Annotated in this window: 16 protein-coding genes; 4 read left to right on the forward strand and 12 right to left on the reverse strand. The window is 60.3% G+C overall.

What is annotated here, in order from left to right; all coding sequences use genetic code 11:
* Positions 1-73 precede the first annotated feature (73 nt).
* The 9 genes from HZ993_RS04910 to lgt all read right to left on the reverse strand — a co-directional run bounded on the left by HZ993_RS04910 (position 74) and on the right by lgt (position 12438).
* The gene (locus tag HZ993_RS04910; protein WP_209396146.1) at positions 74-1120 is read right to left on the reverse strand and encodes an HD domain-containing phosphohydrolase; all 1047 of its coding nucleotides are present in this window, start codon (positions 1118-1120) and stop codon (positions 74-76) included.
* A 34-nt stretch (positions 1121-1154) separates the two neighbouring features.
* Complete coding sequence (locus HZ993_RS04915) at positions 1155-4694, reverse strand: response regulator (protein WP_209396147.1); 3540 nt, start codon at positions 4692-4694, stop codon at positions 1155-1157.
* 10 nt (positions 4695-4704) lie between these two features.
* Complete coding sequence (locus HZ993_RS04920; RefSeq protein WP_209396148.1) at positions 4705-5847, reverse strand: FIST signal transduction protein; 1143 nt, start codon at positions 5845-5847, stop codon at positions 4705-4707.
* 13 nt (positions 5848-5860) lie between these two features.
* A complete protein-coding gene (locus tag HZ993_RS04925; RefSeq protein WP_209396149.1) occupies positions 5861-7414 on the reverse strand; it encodes a malonyl-CoA synthase in 1554 nt (517 codons plus the stop codon).
* A 53-nt stretch (positions 7415-7467) separates the two neighbouring features.
* Positions 7468-8259: an enoyl-CoA hydratase/isomerase family protein gene (locus HZ993_RS04930; RefSeq protein WP_209396150.1), complete on the reverse strand. Its 792-nt coding sequence runs from the start codon at positions 8257-8259 to the stop codon at positions 7468-7470.
* Between the two features lie 17 nt (positions 8260-8276).
* Positions 8277-9284 (reverse strand): tripartite tricarboxylate transporter substrate binding protein, encoded by a 1008-nt coding sequence (locus HZ993_RS04935; RefSeq protein WP_209396151.1) that lies wholly within the window; start codon positions 9282-9284, stop codon positions 8277-8279.
* Positions 9285-9334: 50 nt separating this feature from the next.
* Entirely contained in the window at positions 9335-10849 is a 1515-nt protein-coding gene (locus HZ993_RS04940) for a malonyl-CoA decarboxylase domain-containing protein (protein WP_209396152.1), read from the reverse strand.
* On the reverse strand, positions 10846-11514 hold the full coding sequence (locus HZ993_RS04945) for a GntR family transcriptional regulator (RefSeq protein WP_209396153.1): 669 nt from the start codon (positions 11512-11514) through the stop codon (positions 10846-10848). The genes HZ993_RS04940 and HZ993_RS04945 overlap by 4 nt, the downstream gene beginning before the upstream one ends.
* Before the next feature lie 111 nt (positions 11515-11625).
* On the reverse strand, positions 11626-12438 hold the full coding sequence (lgt, locus tag HZ993_RS04950) for a prolipoprotein diacylglyceryl transferase (protein ID WP_209396154.1): 813 nt from the start codon (positions 12436-12438) through the stop codon (positions 11626-11628).
* Between the two features lie 49 nt (positions 12439-12487).
* Here lgt and HZ993_RS04955 point away from each other — a divergent pair, with 49 nt between their 5' ends.
* Positions 12488-12997: a DUF4124 domain-containing protein gene (locus HZ993_RS04955; RefSeq protein ID WP_209396155.1), complete on the forward strand. Its 510-nt coding sequence runs from the start codon at positions 12488-12490 to the stop codon at positions 12995-12997.
* Here HZ993_RS04955 and HZ993_RS04960 read toward each other — a convergent pair.
* Complete coding sequence (locus HZ993_RS04960; protein ID WP_371816995.1) at positions 12994-13884, reverse strand: LysR family transcriptional regulator; 891 nt, start codon at positions 13882-13884, stop codon at positions 12994-12996. The genes HZ993_RS04955 and HZ993_RS04960 overlap by 4 nt on opposite strands.
* A 217-nt stretch (positions 13885-14101) precedes the next feature.
* Between HZ993_RS04960 and ilvD the strand changes: the two genes are divergently transcribed.
* Positions 14102-15796: a dihydroxy-acid dehydratase gene (ilvD, locus tag HZ993_RS04965; protein ID WP_209396157.1), complete on the forward strand. Its 1695-nt coding sequence runs from the start codon at positions 14102-14104 to the stop codon at positions 15794-15796.
* Between the two features lie 142 nt (positions 15797-15938).
* Here ilvD and HZ993_RS04970 read toward each other — a convergent pair whose 3' ends face one another.
* Positions 15939-16190, reverse strand: a complete 252-nt coding sequence (locus HZ993_RS04970; protein WP_209396158.1) for a TIGR04438 family Trp-rich protein — start codon at positions 16188-16190, stop codon at positions 15939-15941.
* Positions 16191-16319: 129 nt separating this feature from the next.
* Positions 16320-18317 carry an acetate--CoA ligase gene (acs, locus tag HZ993_RS04975; RefSeq protein WP_209396159.1) on the reverse strand — a complete coding sequence of 666 codons (1998 nt, stop codon included), beginning with the start codon at positions 18315-18317 and terminating at the stop codon, positions 16320-16322.
* 178 nt (positions 18318-18495) lie between these two features.
* On the opposite strand from acs, the gene HZ993_RS04980 reads away from it, so the two are divergent.
* Positions 18496-19116, forward strand: a complete 621-nt coding sequence (locus tag HZ993_RS04980) for a TIGR00645 family protein (protein ID WP_209396160.1) — start codon at positions 18496-18498, stop codon at positions 19114-19116.
* Between the two features lie 40 nt (positions 19117-19156).
* The gene (locus HZ993_RS04985; protein WP_209396161.1) at positions 19157-20716 is read left to right on the forward strand and encodes a fumarate hydratase; all 1560 of its coding nucleotides are present in this window, start codon (positions 19157-19159) and stop codon (positions 20714-20716) included.
* Positions 20717-20719: the final 3 nt, after the last annotated feature.

Below are 20719 nucleotides of genomic sequence, written 5' to 3' on the forward strand. Positions count from 1 at the left end.
GCCCCCGCGAAACATAATCATACAGCTATCATATTAATAGCAGAATTTGAGCATGCAGGTAGGGAAAGACGCACTACGCCGCTTCTTCCTGGTAGCGATTGCGGATCTCCATCACATCTTCCCAAGCGTTCAAAAAGGCTTGAACGCACTGTGGGTCGAAATGAGTACCGGAGCCAGCGACCAAAAAGTCAACCGCCGCTTCCAGGGTCCATGCTTCTTTGTAAGGCCGTTCAGAAGTAAGCGCATCAAAGACGTCAGCGACAGCGACTATTCGACTGAATAAAGGGATGTCCGCCCCCCGCATACCCGCTGGATAACCTGTTCCATCGAACTTCTCGTGGTGCCCAAGGGCGATTTCGGCCCCGGCTTGCAAGACCTTGGAAGAACTCCCCTTCAACAGCTCGTAGCCAAAAACGGCATGCATCTTCATAACCTCAAATTCGTCTGCATCGAGTCGCCCCGGCTTGAGCAGAATTTTGTCGGCTATCCCCACCTTGCCAATATCGTGCATGGGCGCAGCTTCCAGCAACAATTCCTGATCCTCTAAAGCCAAGCCCAGACCACGAGCAATCAATTGGGAGTAGTGGGCCATACGCAAGATGTGGGCACCTGTCTCCGGGTCTCGGTACTCAGCAGCCTTGCACAGTCGAAAAACAGTCTCCCGCTCCCGTGCCACGATTTCCACTGTGGCTTTTCGTACTTCGTCAGCCAGCCACATGGCGCGGTCCGTCAGTTGTTTGCGCGCATCACTCACCAGCAACATATTGCGTGTGCGCGCCAGAAACTCCACTTTATCGACAGGTTTTGTCAAGAAGTCGTTGGCACCAAGGTCCAATGCCCGGTAACGCAGCTGCTTCTGGTCATTGGCCGTAATCATGACAACCGGAACCACATCCCGGCCGGGAATTTCGCGCAACAAGCGCATGAACTCCAGGCCATCGATATCGGGCATCATGTAGTCCACAATAATCAAGTCGGGATCATTACCAACCAACCAGGCAAGTGCTTCACGGGCTTGCGCAAAGGTGTGTGGCACACAATCACCAAGCTTCTTCACCAGCGCGGCAAACAGAATGAGATTGATCTCAGTGTCGTCAATGATCAGTACTTGATGGGCCACGGACAGGTACTCATTAAATATGGAGACATCTTAGTCAGTTTGTCTCTTCAAGAGGTATGACCGGGATCAGCTTCTCCATTTCTATTTCCAGCAAACTCAGCCGCACCTGAGCGCCCGCCGCGTTCTGAGCGATCGCACATTGCTCCATTTCGAAAGCCAAGGCACCTGCCGGCTCCGCCCCAAACATGGCCAGAGTTCCCTTGAGGGCGTGTGCTACGTGCAACACTGACTGCAGGTCGCCCTGCGCAAGGCCGTCGCGCAATCTTTTCAACTCCTGCGGCCACTGGTTCACAAAGGGTTGAGCAATGATGTGCAGCACATCCTGGTCGACCAACGTAATGCCATGGGCATAGTCGAATGCCGCCGACGGGGGTGGGCTTGCAGCAAGGAGAGCAGCCTGCGTCTGCAGACGCAGAGCGCGAGGTGACGAGAAATGCTGCAGCATCTGCTGCAACTCCTGGGCCTTGATGGGTTTGGACAGGTATTCGTCCATGCCTGCGGCCAGGCAACGCTCACGGTCGGACTCCATGGCATTGGCGGTCATGGCAATGATGGGGGTATGTCGGTCGGTCTCCATCGCACGGATACGCCGCGTGGCTTCCAGCCCATCCATCACGGGCATCATCATGTCCATCAGGATGACGTCAAATGCATGTTGCGCAAACATATCCAGTGCGATCTGGCCATTGGCAGCAACTTCCACGTGGTGGCCCCATCGCGTCAACAGGGTCACGGCCAGTTTCTGGTTGACAACATGGTCCTCCACCAGCAACACATTGAGCAGCACCTGGCTCTCGCGGATGAGATGACTGGTCACCAGCGCCTGGGGTTGAGAGGTATCTGCATTCAACACCCGCGCAAGCGCCTGCAGCAGTTCATCCCGTGCTATGGGTTTGCTGAGGTAACCCACTATGCCCACGTCACTGGCCCGTTGCGCATCGCCCTTCACGCCTGCGGAGGACAGCATCACAATGGGGATCTTGCGCAACTTCTGCATACGACCAACCTGTTCGGCTGCGGCAAACCCGTCCATATCAGGCATTTGCGCATCCAGCAGAATCAGATCGCAGGGATGCCCCTGCAGCGAAGCTGCGTCCAGCCAGTCCAGAGCCTCCTGTCCGCTAGCCGCGGTGTGGGTGATCACCCCTTCACTTTCCAGGGTACGCGATAACACCAAGCGATTGACCGCGTTGTCATCGACGATCAGTGCCTTGCTTCCGGCGAACCGCACAACGGGAGCCAGCAACACAGGTGCACTGGTATCCACATCCATTTGCAGCGTGAAGTGGAACGTGCTGCCTTGGCCCGGCACACTCTCGACCCAGATACGGCCACCCATAGCCGCCACCAGGCGTGCACAAATGGTCAGGCCCAGGCCGGTACCGCCGTATCTGCGGGTGGTCGAGCTGTCCTCCTGCGAGAACGCATCAAATATGGCCTGTTGCTTGTCCAACGGAATGCCGATGCCACTGTCACGCACGGAAAAGTGCAATGTCGCTGGCCGCTCATGCGCACTGGCATGGGCGACACGGACCACTATTTCGCCCCTTTCGGTGAACTTGATGGCGTTGCCAATGATGTTCAACAGAATCTGGCGCAAACGCCCTGGGTCGCCTAGCACACCCATGGAAACATCTTCTGCCACGTCAGACACGAGTTCCAGACCCTTTTCATTGGCGCGCAGAGCAACCGACTTCAGGGTGTCTGCAACCGCATGGCCCAGATGGAAGGGTATGTGTTCTATCAGCAGCTTACCGGCTTCTATCTTGGAGAAATCCAGAATGTCGTTGATCACCCGTAGCAGCGCATCCGCAGACGACTTCACGATGCTGAGGTATTCCCGTTGCTCCGCATCCAGCGTGGTATCGAGCAGCAGCTCCGTCATGCCAATGACGCCGTTCATGGGTGTCCGAATTTCATGGCTCATATTGGCCAGGAAGTCCGACTTTGCATGGCTTGCGGCCTCTGCGTCGTCTTTGGCTTTTTGTAGCTCAGCCTCAGCCTGCTTGGAAGCGGTAATGTCGGTGAAATAGCCATTCCAGACCCAACCGCCATGGGAGAGCTGGCGCGGGTGGGCTTCGCCGTGTACCCAAACGATGGCACCGGTTTGCAGATGCACCATACGAAAGTCCACCGCTTGCGCCTGGGCATGGGCATTCGCTACCCCCAGCCCAGTGGAGAAGACATCCTGGTCTTCAGGGTAGACGCGGTCCAGCAACAGCGCAGTGGTGTCCAGAATGGCATCTGCACGCACACCGCATATCGCTTCGATAGAGTCGCTGATGAAGGTGATCTTTAGCCTTCCGTCGGGCTCCGCGTAGTACTGAAATACGGCTACGGGGATATTTTCAGTCACTTCACGCAACCGTGAATCTGCCTCTTTGAGCGCAGTAATGTCTTGCCAGATACCCGTGAATACCGTGGCACCATCGCTTGCCAGGTCGGGTTCAGGATCAATTTCTGCACGAATCCAGCGCAGAGCCCCCTCTTGCAACCGCACCCGGTAGTCGCCACGCCAAACAACGCGCCTGCGGGCCGCATCCAGCACACCACTGACCACTCGGGCGCGGTCTTCCTTGAATATCTGCGCGGTGGTCAATGTCGCGTCGCGCTTCAACTCTTCTGGCGTGAAGCCCAACACCTCGCGCACACGCTCGCTGATGAAGGTGTAACGGTAATGGTCTGGCGCGACATGCCACTGGAAAACAGCACCCGGCACCGTGTTGGTAATGTGGCGCAGGCGTGCTTCTGCCGCCTTCATGGACGCTTCCATGCGCTTGCGCTCGGTGATGTCGGTACGAATCGCAATGAACATCGTGGGCCTACCCGCGTCATTGGCCAGAGGGACGATGGTGGCAGCCACCCAGTAGAGAGTACCCCCCTTGTTGCGATTGCATATCTCACCATGCCAGACCATGCCAGATGTGATTTGCTCCCACATGTCTGCGAAAAACTCGGGGCTATGGGTCTTGGAGTTGATGAGCCTGTGGTTTTGGTTCAATACTTCGGCGCGTGAATAACCACTGATCTGACAAAACTTGTCGTTCGCGTAAGTTATGTCGCCGGCCAGGTTGGTGATGCTGACAATTGCATGCTGGTCAAGCGCAAATTTTTGATAAGCCAGGTCAGTCAGCGCCTCCTGCAAGTCGCGCTGGCTTTCTTCGTGCTGGGTAACCAGTTCTCGCATCAAGGCAGACAGGGTCTCAAGGTTATCGTCAGCGGCCAGAGTCTGGTCTGTGTCGATAGAAGCCATGAGGTCACGCGCTGAGGCACGCAGGGAGTCAATGGCACGGGTGCGACTGGCAAGATCTTCGCGCAGGCGGGCATTCTTTTGGGTCAGTTCGACCGAGCTGAGCTCCAGACTACGGGTCTTGAGCTCCAGGTCACGGTCACTCTGCGCATAAGCTTCATCCACCCGCTGCAGAAAGACAGGCAGACCATGGAGAAGTTGTGCAGCCTGCACAGACAGCACTCCGCTGGACGCCAATCGATTGAACTCCTGCTGCAGCGCAGGCAGACACAGTGGATCGACGTCCAGGACGCGCTTGATCTGGCGCGCAAGCAGCTTGTGCATGTGACCGGTTTCAGGCCGTTTCGGCGATGTAGGTAATGGTCATTGTCTGGTTGTGCAGCTTGCACTCAACCTCGGGGCTAAAAGGGCTGATCTCTCCGTAAGAGTAAAACCCAGCCAAAGTTGCACCTTGGCCAAAGACATCACCCACGGCCTCCACCTCTTCATCCACACGTCCGCCCATAACCAGTTTGCGGCCCACACAACTCACCAGCAAGGCCAACCCCTGATGGGGCCCAGTTTGTTGCATGGACTTTGCAGCTTCGGCAGCCGCTTCCGCACCATCCACCAGGGCGTCAGTGCTGGCATGCATAAGCCGCAAATAGCCGTCGGGATCGATATCTCCGGCCAGGGTCAGACTGCCTGCTGCTTCGTCAACACCCAAGATCGTGCGGATCAGACCCACTTCGGAATGGTCACTACCCAGCATCGCAAACGGAAACAACAGACCGGATGCTGGCAGGCCTTTGGCATGTTCACCGAGGTAACGCTTGTAGACCTCCAGCGCCGATTCGCCATCCAGCTCAAACAGCACATTGTTCACAGACCGCGTAACCTTGCGTGCCGGTCCGAACGGCGACCAGCCGCCAAAAGAGCCATGCGAAAACTCCAATGCTTCACCATACAGGCCAATACAGGTGAGGCGGTTGTCGCTGATGCCCTTCGCGTCCAGCACCCAGGTCTGCGCAAATGCACCACCATCACCTGCCAAGCCTCCGGTAATTGGCACCTTGGGACCCAGAATTTCTGTCATACCGGACAAAACGCCGCTTCCGTTGATGGCAACGCCCTGCCCAAAGATCAACACCGCCTTCAGTCCCAGTATGGGTAGACCCGATGCCAGGCGCTTTCCAGCAGCGAAGGAGTCCTCCATATTGGTCAACGCTGTGCTGAATTGGGCTATTTTTGTGCGCTCAAAGTGCATGGCCGTGATGACCAGGCTGCCGTCCTCTACCCCAACCGCGGATATTTCCCCAGCGGTCGAACAACCGGCACGATGCGCAGCGGGAAAGGCTTTTGCGATTGCCGCAGCCCCAGCCTGAAGCGTTGCCACCGATCCAAATGCCAGCACGAGGTTGGGTTGAATCGCCGTGAGCGCAGAAAAATCATGCGCGTTGGGATTGCCGTAACGTACAACGGTTTGCGACACTTTCATCAAGATGACTCCCCTAAGTTGGGCCAGCGTACTCCGCGCGCAACAGATTTTTCTGCACTTTTCCCATGGTATTGCGTGGCAGCTCGGCCACCACGTAACACCGCTTGGGTATTTTGAAGTTTGCCAGCATTGTCTTGAGCGCGGCCACAATATTTTGCGGCTCCAGCTTGACGCCTGGCTTGCAGACAATCACAGCGACCCCCACCTCGCCAAAATCCGCATCCGGTACACCCACCACCGCACTTTCGGCAACACCGTCCAGGCTGTTGATATATCCCTCGATCTCCGCCGGGTAGACGTTGTAGCCGCCGCTAATGATCAGGTCCTTGCTGCGGCCCACAATGGTCACGTAGCCATCGGCATCGACCTTGCCCACGTCGCCGGTCTTGAAGAAGCCGTCGGGCGTGAATTCTTCTTTCGTCTTCTCCGGCATCTGCCAGTAGCCGGCGAACACATTGGGGCCTTTGACCTGGATGCCGCCAATCTCGCCCACTGGCAGATCTTTGCCATCGTCGTCCTGCACGCGCAGTTGCACGCCTGGCAGCGGAAAGCCCACCGTGCCACCTCGGCGCTGACTCTGGCCACCGTAACGCGCATCGGCTGCGTAGGGGTTGGAGGTCAACATGGCCGTTTCACTCATGCCATACCGCTCCAGAATGGTGTGGCCGGTGCGGGCCTGCCATTCGGTGAAGGTTTCAATTAGCAAAGGGGCGGACCCTGCTATGAACAGGCGCATATTGCGCACCACCTGTTTGTCCAGCCCCGGCTCGGCCAGCAGGCGCACGTATAGCGTGGGCACCCCCATGAAGACCGTTGCCTCGGGCAGTTTTTGCAGCACACGTTTGGGCTCGAATTTGGCCATCCAGAGCATCTTGCTGCCGTTGAGCAACGCGCCATGCACCGCCACAAACAGGCCGTGGACGTGGAAGATGGGCAACACATGCATCAGCACATCACCCGCTTGCCAACCCCAGTAGTCCTTCAGCACCTGGGCATTGCTCAGCAGGTTGCCGTGGGTCAGCATCGCTCCCTTGCTGCGGCCGGTAGTGCCGCTGGTGTAGAGGATGGCGGCCAGGTCATCGGCCGCGCATTGGGCCACGGTGTGTTGGTCGCTGCAGTGCGCCGCCCGCTCCAGCAGGGAGCCCGTACGGTCATCACCCAGCGTGAACACGTTTTGGGTGCCGGCCTTGAAGGCGATCTTGCTAACCCAACCAAAGTTCTTTGGGCTGCAGACCACCACGGCCGGTGCGGCATTGCTTATGAAGTATTCGATCTCGCCGCTTTGGTAGGCGGTGTTCAGCGGCAGGAACACATAACCGGCGCGCAGCGTGGCCAGGTACAGCGCCAGTGCCTCGACCGATTTCTCGACCTGCACGGCGATGCGCGAGCCTGCAGGCAGTTTCAGCGACTGCAGCAGGTTGGCCAGCATGGCGGTGCTGCGGTCCAGGTCACGCCAGGAGTAGTTCAGGCCGTTGTCGGTCTCTACCGCCACGGCGTCTAGGTCGGCGGGAAAGGCCGCGCGCAAGGCGGCAAAGAGGTTGTGGTTGAGGTTGTTCTGGGGGCTCATCATGGGTCCATCCGTCAGGCTATACGGCTAGGGGAAACATCCGCAGCCGCAGTTTAAACACCGCCGCCAAACCGGGGTGGGCGCTTCTCGGTAAAGGCGCTGATGCCCTCCACGTGTTCTGCGGAGCTGGCGTAGTGGTAGGCGTTTGCTATCAAGTCAGTAGCGATATTATGAGCAATTACGGGGGCTAGAGCCCGAAATGTCTGTTTGTTCATGCGTGCAGCCTGGGGCGCCAGCGGGCGCATCCGGTCCACCACCGCGGCCACAGTCACATCCAGCGTGGGGGCTGCGACCACTTGGTTCAAGAAACCACGGCGATGCATCTCGGCCGCATCCAGCACGGCGGCCGACAACAACATCTCCCGCGCCGTCAACTCCCCCACCGCGCGCGCCACCAGGGCCGCCTCACGCGGTGCCATGGGGAACCCCAACTTGGCAATCGGTGCGCCAAAACGGGCCGTGTCGCTGGCGATGCGGATGTCGCAGCAGCTGGCGATCTCCACGCCTGCCCCCATGCAGTTGCCGTCTATCTGGGCGATGACGGGCACATCACAGTCCAGCACGGCCTGCAGGCCGCCCCAGACATCGTTTTCGTGGAAGTCACGCAAGCTGCTTTCTTCAAAACGGAAATCGGCGTATTCGCCAATGTCGCCGCCCGCGCAAAAGTGTCCGCCCTGCCCGCGCAACACCACGCAGCGCACACCGGCATCCTGTTGGATTCCCTCAAACACACTGCGCAAGCTGCGCCACATGGCGCGCGACATGGCGTTGAATTTGCCCGTGTGGTCCAGCGTGACCCACACCACGCAGCCATCTGCCAGCGCTACCGATACCGTTCCTGCCATCGTCTGCCTTCTATGTACTAGTCGAGCTTGGCGCCCGCAGCCTTGACCACGGCGGCCCAGCGTTTGACCTCGGCACTGACAAAGGCGCCAAACTGCTTGGGCGTCAGGTTGGGGAACTCGGCACCGTTGCCGGCCCAGGCGGTCTTGATTTCGTCCTGCGCACCCAGGCGGCGCACTTCTTCCACAATGCGGGCCTGCACGTCGGCCGGCGTGCCCTTGGGTGCCCACAGGCCGTACCAGGTGGTGACGGTGTAGTCGGGCAGGCCCAGCTCGGCGGCGCAGGGCACATCGGGGAAGGCGGCATTGCGCTTGGCACCGGACACCATCAGCGCTTTGATACGGCCACCCTTGATGTGTTGGGCGGATGAACCCAGGCCGTCAAACATCATGTCCACACTGCCGCCTATCAGGTCTTGCAGCGCCGGGCCAGCACCGCGGTAGGGGATGTGGGTGATAAAGGTCTTGCTCTGCTGCTTGAACAGTTCACCGGCCAGGTGGTGCGATGTGCCGCCGCCAGCAGAGCCGTAGTTGAACTGGCCCGGCTTGGCCTTGACCTGGGCCAAAAATGCGGCAAAGTCGCCCGTCACATTCTTGGGGTTGACCACCAGCACCTGGGGCACATTGGCCAACAGCGCCAGCGGGATGAAATCGGTCTCGATGTTGTAGTCCAGCTTGGGGTACATCGACGGCGCAATGGCGTGGTGCACGGCCCCCATGAACAGTGTGTAGCCGTCGGGCGCGGCGCGGGACGCCAGGCTGGCGCCCAGCGTGCCGCCAGCGCCACCTTTGTTGTCGATGACCATCTGGGTGCCCGTCAACTTGGAGAACTGCGCCGACATCGGCCGGGCAAAGGCGTCTGTACCGCCGCCCGCCGGGAACGGCACCATGACCGTGACCGGCTTGGCGGGCCAGCGCGCCTGGGCCAAGGCGGTCATGGGGGCACCCGCCAGGGCCAGCGCGGCGGCTGCACCGGCCTGCAGCCAATGGCGACGCTGGGCGTCGTGGGGGGATTCAGAAATGTCCATGGTCTTGTCTCCTGCTTTGTTATGGGTGAAATATACGCACTGCTGACACACTAGAAAACCAGTTTGCGGATGGCCGATGCCACGGGAATCTTGCCCTGCGCCAGCAAGGCGCGGTGCTGGTCCAGGCGGTGCAGGTCATACAGGTAGTTGACCATCAGGCCATAGGATTGTTTGAGCCCTTTGGGCGATGGGTCGCTGGCCCAGTTGAGCCGCTCTACCCGTGCGCCATTGCCCAGGTGGAACCGCGCCACCGGGTCAATGGGGCGGCCCTGCACCGTCTCTTGCCCCAGGTACTGGGCGGCGCAACGCAGCAACATCTGCCGCACGGGCGATGTGGGTTTGAGCGCCAGTGGTGTTTCGGCCGCGGCCAAAAAGTGTGCGGCAGTCACCGGCTCAAAACCCACGGCCTGGCCCAGTTCTGCGCGGGACCGTGGGTCCAACTGCTCCAGCAGACTGGCCGCATGTTTGCCCAGCCAGGCGCGAAAGCCCGGTATCGGCGACAGCGTGGCAAAGACCCGGAGTTTGGGGAATTCGGCCTTCAACGTCTCCACCACCCGCTTGATCAGCGAATCACCAAAACTCACGCCCCGCAGACCGTCTTGTGTGTTGCTGATGGAGTAAAAAATCGCGGTGGTGGCGGCGTTCACGTCATCTGCATCGGCAGACTCGTCCAGCAGCGGTGTGATGCTGTCGGCCAGCGCATCCACCAGCGCCACTTCCACGAAGATCAGTGGTTCATCCGGCAAGCGGGGATGGAAGAAGCCGTAACAACGGCGGTCGGAGTCGAGCCGGTTCTTGACGTCGGCCCAGCTCTTGATGTCGTGCACGGCCTCGTACTTGATCAGTTTCTCGACCAGCGAGGCCGGTGAATCCCAGCTGATGCGGCGCAGCTCCAGAAAACCCACATCAAACCAGGTGGAGAACATGTATTCCATCTCCACGTCCAGCGCCTGCAGGCGTTTGTCGCCCTTCAGCGCATGCTGCATCTCGGCGCGCAGGTTCACCAGAAAACGGATGCCCGTGGCATCGGCGCTGAAGCGCTGCAACACACGCCGCCGGGGCGACACGGTGGCGCGGCGGTAGTGCACCTCGGCTGCAGCCTCATCGGGCGTGCCCAGTGCGGCGGCAAACTGCGCCTGCGCGGCCTTGACCTTCTGGGGGTCGGCCACAAACATCTCGCTCATCAGCAGCCACATGTCCTGGCGGCGCTCGGGGGTGGCACCGGCATACCAGGCCATCAAGGCGGCGGCGCGGCGCCCGCCCTCCACCTCACTGACACGGTCGTCGATGACGGCTTGCAGCTCTTGCAGCGTGCGGCGCAACATGCGGGGGGACAGGGCCTCACCCGTGTGGCGCAGCGTGGCCTGCAGGCGGGCGCGGGTGCTGCGCGGGCTGGCGGGCGCCTTGGCGACAGGCCTGCCCGCAGCACCTGCAGAGCCATTTGCTATATTTTCTATAGCTTTACTATTAGGTTCTACGGGGGCTATAGCCTCATTTGGCTTAGAGGCCTTGGGCAGCAGACGTGCCACGTTGCGGTTGATCCAGGAGTCATGGGTATTGTTCATGCCAGCAACCTGCTTTTCTGGGTACGTGCCAACTCGCGCAAGGCCTCGCGCTGGCGCAACAGATGGGTGCGCATGGCGGCGTCGGCCGCTTCGCCATCACGCGCCTTGATGGCGGCAAACACGGCCAGGTGCTCACTCAGGCTTTGCTCCAACCGGCCGGGTGCATGCAGCTGCTGCAGGCGGGCCAGCTTCAGAATCTTGCGCAGGTCGGCAATCACCTGGGCCAGCCAGCGGTTGTTGGCCAAGGTGATGATGGCCTCGTGGATCTGGTAGTTGACGGCGTAGTAATCGGTGATGCGTTTGGCACTGGCGTGATGCTGCAGCTGGGTGTGCAGTGTTTCCAGCGCGGCGATGTCGGCGTCTGTCGCGTTGCGGGTCGCCTCCAGCGCGCAGCGCCCTTCCAGCAGCGCGATCACGGGGAATATTTCATCCAGGTCCTGCTCGGTCACCTGGCTCACAAAGCTGCCGCGCCGTGGCTCGTGGCGCACCAGGCCTTCGGCGGCCAGTACCTTGAGCGCTTCACGCAATGGCGTGCGTGAGATGGCCAGATCCGCACACAAGGCCACTTCATCGATAAAACTGCCGGGCGCCAACTGGCCATCAAAAATCCGCGCACGCAGGCCATCGGCAACGGTGTCGTGCAAGGAGTTGTGGATCAGGCGCATGGGAATGGAGGTTCGCTAATTCACCATAATTTCCTGTAATTATGGGTAATTACTGGTTCGCCGTAAAGAGCCCGGAGACCGTCCGGGATGGGGATTTACCCTAGATTGGCTTCACGTGCGCGCAGAGCGACGGCTGGCCCAAAGCCAAAGGCCGATACCGCCCACGATCATGGGCACACAGAGCCACTGCCCCATGCTCATGCCCAGGCTGAGCAGCCCCAGGTGGGCATCGGGCTCGCGGAAAAACTCGGCAATAAAACGCATCACGCCATAACCAAACAGGAAGGCAGCCGCAACCTGGCCCTGTTTGCGCTCGGTGCGCGCATAGAGCCACAGCAGCACAAACAGCAGCAAACCTTCCAGCAGAAACTGGTACACCTGCGAGGGGTGGCGTGGCAGGTCACCCGCACCACGGAACACCATGCCCCACGGCAGGCTGGGGTCGGCCAGTCGACCCCACAGCTCACCGTTGATGAAATTGCCGACCCGCCCGGCCGCCAGACCGGTGGGCACACAGGGCGCCACAAAATCCGCCACCTGCCAGAACGACCGCTTGCGCGAGATGCCAAACCACACCATGGCCACAATCACCCCCAACATGCCGCCGTGGAAGCTCATGCCGCCCTGCCACACATAAAACACTTCCAGTGGGTGGGCCAGGTAATAGGCCGGTTTGTAAAACAGGCAATACCCGATGCGCCCGCCCAGCACCACACCCATGACCCCCATGAACAGAATATCTTCCACGTCACGGCTGACCCAGGCATTGGGGCCCTTGGTGGCCGCAAATGGCAGGTGCCGCAAACGCAGGCGCCCCAAAAATACAAACAGGGCAAAGGCCGCCAGGTAAGTCAGGCCGTACCAATGGATGGCGAGTGGGCCGAGTTGCAGGGCTACGGGGTCGATTTGGGGATGGATGAGCATGCTAGTATTTTGCACGCAAGCCCGAGGGGCTTCTTTACGGAAGATAGATATGCGTCTTGTCTCGGGTTTACTGGCGTTGGTGGGGGTGGCGGCTGCACCATTGGCACATGCCCAGGTCTTCAAATGCACGGAGGCCGATGGCAAAACCGTGTATTCACAAGCGCCCTGCACCAAGGCCGACAACAAGGAAAAAGTTGTCAAGCTGATGGATGCACCACTGACAGACTCCACACCTTCCGAGGCCAAGAGCGGCAACTACAACCAGGCCAACATCAACTCCGCGCCCGACACACCAGCCAAAAATTACCAAAAGCCGCCGTCCAACCGCTTGCGCCAGTTCCCGCAAACGCCCGTCAACACTGGCCCGACCAACGAACAACTGATAGCCGAATGCGAGGCGAACAAAGGTGCGCGTTGCAGCAGTGCCGCAGAAATCGCCTACCGCAGGCAAGAAAAGCGCACACCCAGTGCCCAGGAACAGGCCACGATCCAGGCCGCCATCCGCGCGCGCCGGGAGCGTGAAGAAAACGAACTCCGCAACCGCCACTTCAGGCGTTAAACCAGCGGTGGCGTTCCAGCAAGGGCTGGTGCAAACGCCAGAAAACGCTCCAGCACCGGGTTGGAACGGGCCCACACCAGACTGGTTTCGCACTGCGGCACGGCCCCCGTCACCCTGCGGTAGACCACACCCGGCCGCTGGAACTGCTGCACGCTGGATGGCACCCAGGCCAGGCCCAGGCCTGCGGATACCAGGTTCACGATGGTCTGCATCTGGATCGCCTCTTGCGCCACCTGCGGCAGGCGCCCTGCCCCGTGGTACAGCGCAAACACCGCGTCATACAAGGAGGGCGCGATATGCCGTGGAAAGATCACCAGCGGCTCGCCCAACACCGCATCCAGCGTCAACTCCGCTTGGCTGGCCAGCACATGCTGCTGCGGCAGTGCCACAACCAGAGGCTCGCTGGTGATCAACTGGCTTGCCAACGCAGCGGGGGCAAAACCCGGCGCATGCAGCATAAAGCCGGCGTCCATCTCACCGCGCTCCATGGCCTGCAGTTGCACGTCTCCCGTGGCTTCCATCAGATCCAGTTGTACGCCCGGGTGGCGCTCGCGCAGCGCCCGCACCCACTCGGGCAACAAGGCGAAACCCACCGTGGACACAAACCCCAGGCGCAGACGGCCCAGTTCACCCGTGGCGGCGGCCCGGGCGTGGGCGGGCAGTGCCTGGGCGCGCTGCAGCAGTTCGCGCACCTCGGGTACCAGCGCGGCGCCGGCCGGGGTCAGGGCCACGTAGCGTTTGGTGCGGTCAAACAGGCGCACCTGCAGCCGCTCTTCCAGCAGCGCAATAGCCTGGGTCAACGGCGGCTGGGACATGTGCAGCCGAAGCGCAGCGCGGCCAAAATGTAATTCCTCCGCCACGGCCAAAAACTGGCGCCAAACGCGCAAGCCAATAAGACCCCCACGTTCGCTCACTTCGTGTGGCTCTCTGCCCCCCGAGGGTGCGCCCTTCGCCTTGGGGCGGCCCGGCGGCGAAATATTATGCTCATTCATATGCACTGCATATTAATACACGCTATTAAATATATTTGATCAAGTGTTTGGGGCGATGCATACTTTGCGCCTGCCCAAAAGCATCCTCCAACCATTCGACGAGACAAGCACCATGACCACCAAACCCATCGTCCTGAACCCCCGCAGCAAAAACATCACCGAGGGCAAGAGCCGCGCGCCCAATCGCTCCATGTACTACGCCATGGGTTACGAAGAGGGTGATTTCAAGAAGCCCATGGTCGGTGTGGCCAACGGCCATAGCACCATTACCCCTTGCAACAGCGGTTTGCAAAAGCTGGCAGACGCGGCGATTGCCGGTATTGAAGAAGCGGGTGGCAACGCGCAGGTGTTTGGCACCCCCACCATCTCCGACGGCATGGCCATGGGCACCGAGGGTATGAAGTATTCGCTGGTCAGCCGCGAAGTGATTTCCGACTGCATCGAGACCTGCGTGCAGGGACAGTGGATGGATGGCGTGGTCGTGGTCGGTGGCTGTGATAAGAACATGCCCGGCGGCCTGATGGGCATGCTGCGCGCCAACGTGCCCGCTATTTATGTATACGGCGGCACCATCCTGCCCGGCAGCTACAAAGGCAAAGACCTGAACATCGTCAGCGTGTTTGAAGCCGTCGGCGAAAACGCTGCGGGCCGCATGAGCGACGAAGACCTGCTCCAGATCGAGCGCCGCGCCATCCCCGGCACCGGCTCCTGCGGCGGCATGTACACCGCCAACACCATGTCGTCTGCCTTCGAGGCGCTGGGCATTTCGCTGATTTATTCCAGCACGATGGCCAACCCCCATGACGAGAAAATGAACTCGGCCAAAGAATCGGCCAAGGTACTGGTGGAAGCCATCAAGAAGGACCTGAAGCCACGCGACATCGTGACGCGCAAGAGCATCGAAAACGCTGTGGCTGTCATCATGGCTACCGGCGGCTCCACCAACGCGGTGCTGCACTTCCTGGCCATTGCCCACGCGGCGGGCGTGGAGTGGACCATTGACGACTTCGAACGTGTGCGTGTCAAGACACCCGTGCTGTGCGACCTGAAACCCTCTGGCAAATACCTGGCTGTGGACCTGCACCGCGCCGGTGGCATCCCCCAAGTGATGAAGACCCTGTTGGCCGCGGGCCTGCTGCACGGCGACTGCATCACCATCACCGGCCAGACCGTCGCCGAAGTGCTGAAAGACATTCCCGATGTGCCACGCGCCGACCAGGATGTGATTCGCCCCATCGACAACCCGATGTACAAACAGGGCCACTTGGCAATCCTCAAGGGCAACCTGAGCCCCGAGGGCGCAGTGGCCAAGATCACCGGCCTGAAGAACCCGGTGATGACCGGCCCGGCCCGCTGTTTTGACGACGAACAATCCGCGCTGAAGGCCATTCTGGACAACAAGATTGTCCCCGGCGATGTGATGGTGCTGCGCTACCTGGGCCCCAAGGGCGGCCCGGGCATGCCCGAAATGCTGGCGCCCACCGGAGCACTGATTGGTCAGGGCCTGGGCGAAAGTGTGGGCCTGATCACGGATGGCCGCTTCTCTGGCGGAACCTGGGGCATGGTGGTGGGCCACGTGGCGCCGGAGGCCGCAGCCGGTGGTGTAATTGCGCTGGTGCAAGAGGGTGACTCCATCACCATTGATTCACGCCAGTTGATTCTGGAACTCAATGTGCCCGAGGCTGAGCTGGCTAAACGCCGTGCAGCGTGGACAGCGCCCGCCCCCCGTTACAACCGCGGCGTGCAGGCCAAATTTGCGTTTAATGCGTCCAGTGCGAGCAAGGGCGCGGTGCTGGACAACTACTGAGGCGACCCGCGCAGCGGCGGGGCGTGGGGGTCATGGGTTCACCGCCGGGCCGTCCCAAGGTGTGGACTTGGGGTTTTGCCAAACGCGGCCCCCTCGGGGGGCAGGAAGCCACACGCAGTGGGCGACCGTGGGGGCCACATCTCTAGCGCTTTTTCTTTTTCTTCGCGCTCAAGAACCCCATGGCTTCGCGGTTGCGGTCAATACGTTCCTGCTTGCGGCGGTCCATTGCCTCCATCTCTTTGCGTTTGGTGTAGCCGGTGGCGTCCGCCCAGGCCCACCAGGCCAGAGCCAGCCCAAAGGGCGACAAGATGATCCACCAGTCCCACAAAGCAACAGGGCCGATTTCCAGATATTTCAGGGCCATAAAAAGCACGCCCAAACCGACGAAATACATAGCAGACTCCTGATTCGTTTTCGCGTCCATCGTAACCCAGCCAGTCCCATCATGGCTCCCCGATAGCTGCGCCAGGGCCAAAAAAAGCCCGCAACAGCGGGCTCTTGTCAGGACATGCCGCGCAAGCCCTTAGTAGGCTTGGCCCAGCTGGTCCAGAATCGCCGGATTTTCCAGCGTAGAGGTGTCCTGTGTGATGGCCTCGCCCTTGGCCAGCGAGCGCAACAGGCGGCGCATGATCTTGCCGGAGCGGGTCTTGGGCAGGTTTTCTCCAAACCGGATGTCCTTGGGCTTGGCAATCGGGCCAATCTCTTTGGCCACCCAGTCGCGCAATTCTTTGGCTATCGCCTTGGCCTCGTCGCCCTTGGGCATGGGGCGTTTGAGCACAACAAACGCGCAAATGGCCTCACCCGTCAGGTCATCCGGGCGGCCCACCACGGCAGCCTCAGCCACCAGGTCGGTCTTGGACACCAGGGCGGACTCGATTTCCATGGTGCCCATGCGGTGGCCCGACACGTTGAGCACATCGTCAATACGCCCGGTGATGCGGAAATAGCCACGGTCCGCACTGCGCACGGCGCCGTCGCCAGCCAAGTACAACTTGCCGCCCATTTCTTCCGGAAAATAACTCTTCTTAAAGCGCTCGGGGTCGTTCCAGATGGTGCGGATCATCGACGGCCAGGGGCGCTTGACGACCAGAATACCGCCAGTGCCGTTAGGGATGGGGTTGCCCACTTCATCCACGATGGCGGCCATGATGCCGGGTAGTGGCAACGTGCAACTACCAGGCACCAGCGGTGTGGCGCCAGGCAGTGGCGTCATCATGTGGCCGCCGGTTTCGGTTTGCCAGAAAGTGTCGACGATGGGGCAGTTTTCGTGGCCCACGTTTTTGTAGTACCACATCCACGCTTCAGGGTTGATGGGCTCACCCACCGAACCCAAGATGCGCAGGCTGGACAGATCGCTGCGGTCCGGGTGCACGGCAGCGTCGCCTTCTGCGGCCTTGATCAGCGAGCGGATGGCGGTGGGCGCGGTGTAGAAAATGGTGCACTTGTGGCGCTCGATCATTTGCCAGAAACGCCCCGCGTTCGGAAACGTGGGCACGCCTTCAAAAATGATCTGCGTGGCTCCCGCTGCTAGCGGGCCATACGCGACATAGGTGTGGCCGGTGATCCAGCCAATGTCTGCGGTACACCAGAATACGTCGGCGGGCTTCAGGTCAAACGTCCAGTCCATCGTGAGCTTGGCCCACAACAGGTAGCCGCCCGTGGAGTGCTGCACACCCTTGGGTTTGCCGGTGGAACCGGAGGTGTAGAGGATGAAAAGCGGGTGTTCGGCGCCCACCGGCACCGGTGCACATTCCGTGCTTTTGCCCGCCAGGGCCTCGGTGAACGTCTTGTCGCGGCCAGCCACCATATTGCAGGCGGTACCCGTGCGCTGGTACACATACACGTGCCGGATGGATTCGCAACCGCCCATGGCCAGGCCTTCGTCCACGATGGCTTTCAAGGGCAACTCCTTGCCACCGCGCATCTGGTAATTGGCGGTGATAACGGCTACCGCGCCCGCGTCGATGATGCGCTCCTGCAATGCCTTGGCCGAGAACCCGCCAAACACTACGCTGTGGGTGGCGCCAATGCGGGCGCAGGCCTGCATGGCAATCACACCCTCCAGTGTCATGGGCATGTAGACCAGCACGCGGTCACCCTTCTGGATGCCATCGGCCTTCAGGGCATTGGCAAACTGGCTCACACGTGCCAGCAGCTCCTTGTAGGTGGTCTTGGTGACGGTGCCGTCATCGGCTTCAAAGATGACTGCCGTCTTGTTTTCCGTCGGCGTGCCCATGTGTTTGTCCAGGCAATTGGCGCTGGCATTGAGTTCGCCATCGTCGAACCATTTGTAGAACGGGGCGTTGGACTCGTCCAGCGTGCGCGTGAACGGTTTGTTCCAGACCACGTTTTCGCGGGCCAGTTTGGCCCAGAAACCTTCGAAATCGCTTTCTGCCTCTGCACACAAGGTGTTGTAGCCCTCCATGCCCGAGATGCGGGCATTCTTGACCATGCTGTCACTGGGCATGAACACCCGGTTTTCAATCAGCATGGATTCAATGGCGGACGTGGGGCTGCTCATGGGGAAGTCTCCTCGGTTATCAGTTTGAACTGGCGCGTATGGTGTTGGACTGCACTTACAACTCACTGACTTTACACAACAAAGAAGCACACACGTAACCCCCATCGGCCGGGGGGATTGGGGTACTGCGGGAGCAGGCTTTTACAATGGCTGTCTTTGCCACCAACCCGCCCCCCGCATGCGCAACACTCCACCGCCCAAAGCCTCACCCCAGTCCATGAACCTGCTGTCACAGGTCATCTTTTCCAGCCGCTGGTTGCAGCTACCGCTGTACCTGGGACTGATCGCAGCGCAAGCCGTGTACGTGTTTCACTTCTGGGTGGAATTGGTGCACTTGATGGAGGCCGCATTCGGCAACCAGGAAGCATTGGCTCAACTGGTCAAAAGTATTGGTTACAAGGACTCCCTGGAAGTAACATCCCGGGTGACTGCGCTCAATGAGACCATCATCATGCTGGTGGTGCTGGCGTTGATCGACGTGGTGATGATCTCCAACCTGCTGATCATGGTGATTGTTGGCGGCTACGAGACCTTTGTGTCCCGCATGAACCTGGACGAACACCCCGACCAACCCGAATGGCTGAGCCATGTGAACGCCTCCGTGCTCAAGGTCAAACTCGCCACGGCCATCATTGGTATCAGCTCCATCCACCTTCTGAAGACTTTTATCAATGCTGACAATTTACAGGAGCATGTGCTGATGTGGCAAACCATCATCCACATCACGTTCTTGTTGTCCGCCATCGCCATTGCCTACACCGACAAGCTGATGTCGCATTCGCCGACCAACAACCATTAATTCACAGCCGCCATTCACATCCTCCGCCGGAACCCACACCATGAGCACCACCACCGTTATCCGCCAGGCCGACCTGATCGAATCCGTTGCCGCCGCGCTGCAGTTCATCAGCTACTACCACCCCACCGATTACATCGCCCACCTGGCGCGTGCCTATGAGCGTGAACAAAGCCCGGCGGCCAAGGACGCGATTGCGCAAATTTTGACCAACAGCAAGATGAGCGCCACGGGCCACCGCCCCATCTGCCAGGACACTGGCATCGTCAACGTGTTCCTGAAGGTGGGCATGGACGTGCGCTGGGAAGGCTTCACCGGCTCTTTGGACGACGCGATCAACGAAGGTGTGCGCCAGGGCTACAACCACCCCGACAACACGCTGCGCGCCAGCGTGGTGGCCGACCCCGAGTTCCTGCGCAAGAACACCAAGGACAACACACCGGCCGTCATCTTCACCGAGATCGTGCCCGGCAACACCGTGGACGTAACGGTGGCCGCCAAGGGTGGTGGCTCGGAGAACAAGAGCAAGATGTACATGCTCAACCCCGGCGACAGCGTGGTGGACTGGGTGCTGAAAACCGTGCCGACCATGGGCGCCGGTTGGTGCCCACCGGGCATGCTGGGCATCGGTATTGGCGGCACAGCCGAGAAAGCCGTGCTGATGGCCAAGGAGAGCCTGATGGACGACCTGGACATGTACGAACTGCAAGCCAAGCAGGCCTCTGGTGCAGAACTCGACAACGTGGAAAAGCTGCGCCTGGAATTGATGGAAAAAGTCAACGCCCTGGGCATTGGTGCCCAAGGCCTAGGCGGCCTGACCACGGTGCTGGACGTCAAGATCAAGATGTACCCCACCCACGCCGCCAGCAAGCCGATTGCCATGATCCCCAACTGCGCGGCTACCCGCCATGCGCACTTTGTGCTGGATGGCAGCGGCCCGGTCTACCTGGACCCACCCTCGCTGGACCTGTGGCCCAACGTGAACTGGAAACCCGACTACGTGAAAAGCAAAAAGGTGGATCTGAACACCCTGACACCCGCCGAAGTGGCGAGCTGGACACCGGGCCAGACCCTGCTCTTGAACGGCAAGATGCTGACCGGCCGCGACGCCGCCCACAAGCGTATCCAGCAGATGCTGGCCAAGGGCGAAAAACTACCGGTGGACTTCACCAACCGCGTCATCTATTACGTGGGCCCGGTCGATCCGGTCCAGGGCGAGGCCGTTGGCCCTGCCGGCCCCACCACCGCGACGCGTATGGACGGTTTCACCGAGATGATGCTGGCCCAGACCGGCCTGATCAGCATGGTCGGCAAGGCAGAGCGTGGCCCGGTTGCTATCGAAGCCATCAAGAAGCACAAGAGCGCCTACCTGATGGCCGTGGGCGGCGCCGCCTACCTCGTGAGCAAGGCCATCAAGGCTGCCAAGGTGGTCGGCTTTGAAGACCTGGGCATGGAAGCCATCTACGAATTCGACGTGGTGGACATGCCGGTCACCGTGGCAGTGGATGCGGGCGGCACCAGCGCCCACATCACCGGCCCGGCAGAATGGCAAAAGAAAATTGCCACCGGCGAGTTCAAGAATATCCCCGTTACTGCCAACTGAGCC

This window comes from Rhodoferax sp. AJA081-3 (assembly GCF_017798165.1).
Taxonomy (GTDB): Bacteria; Pseudomonadota; Gammaproteobacteria; order Burkholderiales; family Burkholderiaceae_C; genus Allorhodoferax.

Bases quoted from the DNA above. Each gene is read 5' to 3' on its own strand.
- HZ993_RS04925 (WP_209396149.1), bottom strand. From the start codon at position 7,414: ATGAGCCCCCAGAACAACCTCAACCACAACCTCTTTGCCGCCTTGCGC.
- HZ993_RS04985 (WP_209396161.1), top strand. From the start codon at position 19,157: ATGAGCACCACCACCGTTATCCGCCAGGCCGACCTGATCGAATCCGTT.
- HZ993_RS04945 (WP_209396153.1), bottom strand. From the start codon at position 11,514: ATGCGCCTGATCCACAACTCCTTGCACGACACCGTTGCCGATGGCCTG.
- HZ993_RS04920 (WP_209396148.1), bottom strand. From the start codon at position 5,847: ATGAAAGTGTCGCAAACCGTTGTACGTTACGGCAATCCCAACGCGCAT.
- acs (WP_209396159.1), bottom strand. From the start codon at position 18,317: ATGAGCAGCCCCACGTCCGCCATTGAATCCATGCTGATTGAAAACCGG.
- HZ993_RS04940 (WP_209396152.1), bottom strand. From the start codon at position 10,849: ATGAACAATACCCATGACTCCTGGATCAACCGCAACGTGGCACGTCTG.
- HZ993_RS04955 (WP_209396155.1), top strand. From the start codon at position 12,488: ATGCGTCTTGTCTCGGGTTTACTGGCGTTGGTGGGGGTGGCGGCTGCA.
- HZ993_RS04970 (WP_209396158.1), bottom strand. From the start codon at position 16,190: ATGTATTTCGTCGGTTTGGGCGTGCTTTTTATGGCCCTGAAATATCTG.
- ilvD (WP_209396157.1), top strand. From the start codon at position 14,102: ATGACCACCAAACCCATCGTCCTGAACCCCCGCAGCAAAAACATCACC.
- lgt (WP_209396154.1), bottom strand. From the start codon at position 12,438: ATGCTCATCCATCCCCAAATCGACCCCGTAGCCCTGCAACTCGGCCCA.
- HZ993_RS04935 (WP_209396151.1), bottom strand. From the start codon at position 9,284: ATGGACATTTCTGAATCCCCCCACGACGCCCAGCGTCGCCATTGGCTG.
- HZ993_RS04915 (WP_209396147.1), bottom strand. From the start codon at position 4,694: ATGCACAAGCTGCTTGCGCGCCAGATCAAGCGCGTCCTGGACGTCGAT.
- HZ993_RS04930 (WP_209396150.1), bottom strand. From the start codon at position 8,259: ATGGCAGGAACGGTATCGGTAGCGCTGGCAGATGGCTGCGTGGTGTGG.
- HZ993_RS04980 (WP_209396160.1), top strand. From the start codon at position 18,496: ATGCGCAACACTCCACCGCCCAAAGCCTCACCCCAGTCCATGAACCTG.